At 73.0% G+C, this 4,409-nt stretch carries 6 protein-coding genes; 2 read left to right on the top strand and 4 right to left on the bottom strand.

The window, feature by feature from the left end; genetic code table 11:
* Window positions 1-160 precede the first annotated feature (160 nt).
* The 4 genes from ACFW2E_RS27100 to hisI all read right to left on the bottom strand — a co-directional run bounded on the left by ACFW2E_RS27100 (window position 161) and on the right by hisI (window position 3,159).
* Window positions 161-424: an HGxxPAAW family protein gene (locus ACFW2E_RS27100; protein ID WP_384469680.1), complete on the bottom strand. Its 264-nt coding sequence runs from the start codon at window positions 422-424 to the stop codon at window positions 161-163.
* A 151-nt stretch (window positions 425-575) separates the two neighbouring features.
* Complete coding sequence (locus tag ACFW2E_RS27095) at window positions 576-1,214, bottom strand: TIGR02234 family membrane protein (RefSeq protein ID WP_384469679.1); 639 nt, start codon at window positions 1,212-1,214, stop codon at window positions 576-578.
* Between the two features lie 53 nt (window positions 1,215-1,267).
* Complete coding sequence (locus ACFW2E_RS27090) at window positions 1,268-2,755, bottom strand: anthranilate synthase component I (protein WP_384469678.1); 1,488 nt, start codon at window positions 2,753-2,755, stop codon at window positions 1,268-1,270.
* Between the two features lie 11 nt (window positions 2,756-2,766).
* On the bottom strand, window positions 2,767-3,159 hold the full coding sequence (gene hisI / locus ACFW2E_RS27085; RefSeq protein WP_384469677.1) for a phosphoribosyl-AMP cyclohydrolase: 393 nt from the start codon (window positions 3,157-3,159) through the stop codon (window positions 2,767-2,769).
* Window positions 3,160-3,242: 83 nt separating this feature from the next.
* Here hisI and ACFW2E_RS27080 point away from each other — a divergent pair, with 83 nt between their 5' ends.
* Window positions 3,243-3,878 (top strand): TIGR03085 family metal-binding protein, encoded by a 636-nt coding sequence (locus tag ACFW2E_RS27080; protein ID WP_384469676.1) that lies wholly within the window; start codon window positions 3,243-3,245, stop codon window positions 3,876-3,878.
* Window positions 3,879-3,888: 10 nt separating this feature from the next.
* Window positions 3,889-4,287, top strand: coding sequence for a VOC family protein (locus tag ACFW2E_RS27075; protein WP_384469675.1), 399 nt, complete (start codon window positions 3,889-3,891; stop codon window positions 4,285-4,287).
* Window positions 4,288-4,409: the final 122 nt, after the last annotated feature.

The raw sequence follows: 4,409 nt of genomic DNA, 5'->3' as shown, positions 1-4,409 counted from the left end.
TGCTTCTCCTGTTTTTTTACTCCGCTTGGGGGTGGGGGTCACATTTCGTGATGGGGCCGCCCCCGGGGGCCCCGGGGGGGGGGGGGGGGCCCCCCAACAATGGGGGCCCCGCCCCCCCCTCCGCGGAGAAGCGCTCGATCAGCCCTCGATCAGCCCTTGATCAGCCCTCGACGCCGGCCGGCTCGGGGGTCGCCGCGGCCCGGGGCTGCGGCTGGCGCACGGCGTGGGCGTCCTTCGGCTGGCCGAGGCCCGCGGCGCGCATGGCCGCACCGACGACGCCGCCGAGGGCCACGATCACCATGCCGGCCCAGAAGCCCAGCGGCTGGGCCATCACCATGAACGCGCCCGCGACGCAGAAACCGATGAAGGCGATGGTGACACCGGTCCAGGCGGCCGGGGTGTGTCCGTGGCTGCTGCCCGCCATTGCTTGCTCCTCATTGCTGTATGCGTGCGTTGCTGGGTGCGTGTGAGCCGGACGCTCACACCCCATTGTTCCGTACTCCGACCCGTGCCGTGGGCTGGGGTCACGTCTGGTTCGCCACACTCGCGCCGGTGCGCGCGGCCAGTGGCCCGCGTCACACCCCCGTCGGGTCCTCGCCCCGGTCAAGGGCCTTCCAGAGGTCCTCCGGGCGGTCGGGGTCGGCGGCCCGGGGTGTGCGGCGCGGGCGGGCGGTGCCGCGCTCGTAGCGGCCGGACATGGCGGGCCACAGGCGTCCGTAGCGCAGCGCGAGGATCCCGGCGAGCAGGAGCAGCACACCGCCGACCGCGGCGACGTAGGGCCAGCCCGTGTGGCTCAGCGCGGCCGCCGTGGCGGCGGTGTCGCCGGTCGCCTTGGCGGCCTGCTCGTCGAGCACGGAGCCGTCGGAGGCGCCGACCAGGGCGGCGGCGACCGTGCCCGCGCCGGAGAGGGCGAGGAGCGCGGCGACCAGGAGGCGGCCACGGCGGCGGACGGCGAAGACGGCGACGAGCGCGGCGAGGCCCACTATGGCGAGGGCCGCGGGAACGCCCGTGACGTCGCTGCCCTTGGCTGTCAGCGGGAAGGTGCCGCCGGCCACCGTCGCGGTGCCCTCCGCCCAGCGCTGCCGGGTGGCCAGCAGCGCCACGGCGGCGCCGAGCGCACCGCACAGCAGGGCCATGGCGAGGCTCCTGCGGCCGGACCGCGCGGATTCCGCGGCTTCGGAACGGGGGTGAGGTACAGCAGTCACGTACTCCACTATCGCCTGCACTCCGGGCGAAGCGTCACCCGGGGTTCACGTGAGCCTCGCCTCTACTCGCCGGTCCCGCCCAGCCGGTTGGCCGTGTGCACCGCGCGCAGGACCGCCGCCGCCTTGTTGCGGCACTCCTGGTCCTCGGCGACCGGGTCGGAGTCGGCGACGATGCCGGCGCCCGCCTGGACGTACGCGGTGCCGTCACGCAGCAGGGCCGTGCGGATGGCGATGGCGGTGTCGGAGTCGCCCGCGAAGTCCAGGTAGCCGACGCAGCCGCCGTACAGTCCGCGCCGGGAGGGCTCCAGTTCGTCGATGATCTGCATCGCGCGCGGCTTGGGCGCGCCCGACAGCGTGCCCGCCGGGAAGCAGGCGGTCAGGACGTCGAAGGCGGTACGGCCCTCCGCCACCCGGCCGGTGACCGTCGAGACGATGTGCATCACGTGCGAGTACCGCTCGATGGACATGAAGTCGACGACCTCGACCGAGCCGGGCGCGCAGACCCGTCCCAGGTCGTTGCGGCCTAGGTCGACCAGCATCAGGTGCTCGGCGCGCTCCTTGGGGTCGGCGAGCAGTTCGTCGGCGAGGGCCTGGTCCTCCTGCGGGGTGGCGCCGCGGTGCCGGGTGCCGGCGATGGGGTGGACCATGGCCTGCCCGCCCTCCACCTTGACCAGGGCCTCGGGCGACGAGCCGACGACGTCGAAACCGTCGAAGCGGAACAGGTACATGTACGGGGACGGGTTGGTGGCCCGCAGGACCCGGTACACGTCCAGCGCGCTCGCCGTGCACTCCGTCTCGAAGCGCTGCGACGGTACGACCTGGAAGGCCTCGCCCGCCCGGATGCGCTCCTTGATGTCCTCGACGGCCTCCTGGAAGTCCGGGCCGCCCCACAGCGCGGTGTACGCGGGGAGTTCGGACGGGGGGAGGACGGCCGGGGGCTGGGCGACCGCGCGCGAGAGGTCGGCCTCCATGGCGTCGAGGCGGGCCACGGCGTCCGCGTACGCCTCGTCCACGCCGGTGTCGAGGTCGTTGTGGTTGATCGCGTTGGCGATCAGCAGGACGGAGCCCTCCCAGTGGTCCATGACCGCGAGATCGCTGGTGAGGAGCATGGTCAGTTCGGGCAGCCGGAGGTCGTCCCGCTCGCCGGGGCCGATCTTCTCCAGGCGGCGCACGATGTCGTAGCCGAGGTAGCCGACCATTCCGCCGGTGAAGGGCGGCATGCCCTCCTGGTGCGGGGTGTGGAGGGCTTCGATCGTGGCGCGCAGGGCGGCCAGCGGGTCGCCGTCGACGGGGACTCCGACGGGCGGGGTGCCGAGCCAGTGGGCCTGGCCGCCGCGCTCGGTCAGGGTCGCGGCCGAACGCACCCCCACGAAGGAGTAGCGGGACCAGGAACGGCCGTTCTCCGCGGACTCCAGCAGGAACGTGCCGGTCCGCTCGGCCGCGAGCTTGCGGTAGAGGGCGACCGGGGTGTCGCCGTCGGCTAGGAGCTTGCGGGTGACCGGGATGACGCGGCGGTCGGTGGCCAGCTTGCGGAAGGCTTCGAGGTCCATGGCGGCTGACCTTACTGATCGTGGGCGGCCGGGCCGGAATCGGCGTCCTTGAGCAGCACGTCCTCGTCGAAGCAGGTGCGGGCGCCGGTGTGACAGGCGGCGCCGACCTGGTCGACCTTGACCAGCACGGTGTCGGCGTCGCAGTCGAGGGCGACGGACTTCACCCACTGGAAGTGGCCGGAGGTGTCGCCCTTGACCCAGTACTCCTGGCGGCTGCGCGACCAGTAGGTGCAGCGGCCGGTGGTCAGCGTGCGGTGCAGCGCCTCGTCGTCCATCCAGCCGAGCATCAGCACCTCTCCGGTGTCGAACTGCTGGGCGATGGCGGGGACGAGCCCGTCGGCGCTGCGCTTGAGGCGCACGGCGATCTCCGGGTCGAGGCTGCTGGGCGGGGGCGTGCTGGTCATGGGTGCCATTGTGCCGCGCGCCACTGACAGTGACGGCGTGGTGTCCACTGGGCGGACCGGATACCCGGTCGTAGGCTGACAGCATGTCGACCTTCGCCAAGCGTGAACGGCTCCTGCTCGCCGACCTCTTGGAAACCTGCGGTCCGGAGGCACCGACCCTCTGCGAGGGCTGGCAGACCCGTGACCTGGCCGCGCACGTGGTGGTGCGGGAGCGCCGCCCCGACGCCGCCGGGGGAATTCTGATCAAGCCGCTCGCGTCCCGCCTGGACAGGGTGATGGAGGAGTTCGCGGCGAAGCCGTACGAGGAACTGATCCAGCTGATCCGTACCGGCCCTCCGCGCTTCTCGCCGTTCTCGCTGAAGCAGATCGACGAGGCGTCGAACACGGTCGAGTTCTACGTTCACACCGAGGACGTCCGCCGCGCCCAGCCGGACTGGACGCCGCGCGAGCTGGACCCGGTCTTCCAGGACGCCCTGTGGTCCCGGCTGGAGCGCTCCGCCCGCCTGGTGGGCCGCGGCGCCCCGACCGGTGTGGTGCTGCGCCGTCCGGACGGCCAGACGGCGGTCGCGCACCGGGGCACGCCGGTGGTGACGGTCACCGGGGAGCCGTCCGAGCTGCTGCTGTTCACGTACGGCCGTCAGAGCGCCGCCAGGGTCGAGCTGGACGGCGACGAGAACGCGATCACCACGCTGCACGGCTCGAAGCGGCTGGGCATCTGAGAGGCACGGCATGATCAAGGTCGCGATGACCGGCGTCTACGTCGACGACGTGGCGAAGGCCCACGCGTTCTACACGGACGTGCTCGGCTTCGAGACGCGCACCGACCTGGACCTGGGCGGCGGCACGCTGTTCGTCACGGTCGGCGCGCGGGACGGGGCCCAGCCGGACCTCCAACTGCTCCTGGAGCCCGGCGACAGCCCCATCGCGGAGCCGTACCGCCGGGCCCTGTACGCGGCGGGGATCCCCGCGATCGTCTTCTCCGTGGACGACATCCGGGCGGAGCACGAGCGGCTGCTCGGACTCGGTGTGCGCTTCACGCACGAGCCGCAGGAGCAGGGCCCGGTGATCGCCGCCGTGCTCGACGACACGGTCGGCAACCTGGTCCAGCTGGCCCAGCCGAAGGGCTGAGCCTCGACGCGGCAGCTCGGCGCGGCGCGGGCCCGGTACGACCGGGGCCACGGCCCCGCCGCGGCCCCTCACGCGCGCGCCCACCAACGCCCCCGGCCCCCCGACCCCAGAGCCGCCCCCCA

Origin of the sequence: Streptomyces sp. NPDC058964 (genome assembly GCF_042741275.1) — a bacterium.
In the GTDB taxonomy this organism is placed as follows: domain Bacteria; phylum Actinomycetota; class Actinomycetes; order Streptomycetales; family Streptomycetaceae; genus Streptomyces.
The sequence above is the reverse complement of the archived record's forward strand: the minus strand, read 5'-3'. Positions and strand labels throughout refer to the sequence as shown.

Excerpts from the sequence above, each read along its gene's own strand:
- ACFW2E_RS27090 (WP_384469678.1), bottom strand. The coding sequence starts at position 2,755 with ATGGACCTCGAAGCCTTCCGCAAGCTGGCCACCGACCGCCGCGTCATC.
- ACFW2E_RS27075 (WP_384469675.1), top strand. The coding sequence starts at position 3,889 with ATGATCAAGGTCGCGATGACCGGCGTCTACGTCGACGACGTGGCGAAG.
- hisI (WP_384469677.1), bottom strand. The coding sequence starts at position 3,159 with ATGACCAGCACGCCCCCGCCCAGCAGCCTCGACCCGGAGATCGCCGTG.
- ACFW2E_RS27080 (WP_384469676.1), top strand. The coding sequence starts at position 3,243 with ATGTCGACCTTCGCCAAGCGTGAACGGCTCCTGCTCGCCGACCTCTTG.
- ACFW2E_RS27100 (WP_384469680.1), bottom strand. The coding sequence starts at position 424 with ATGGCGGGCAGCAGCCACGGACACACCCCGGCCGCCTGGACCGGTGTC.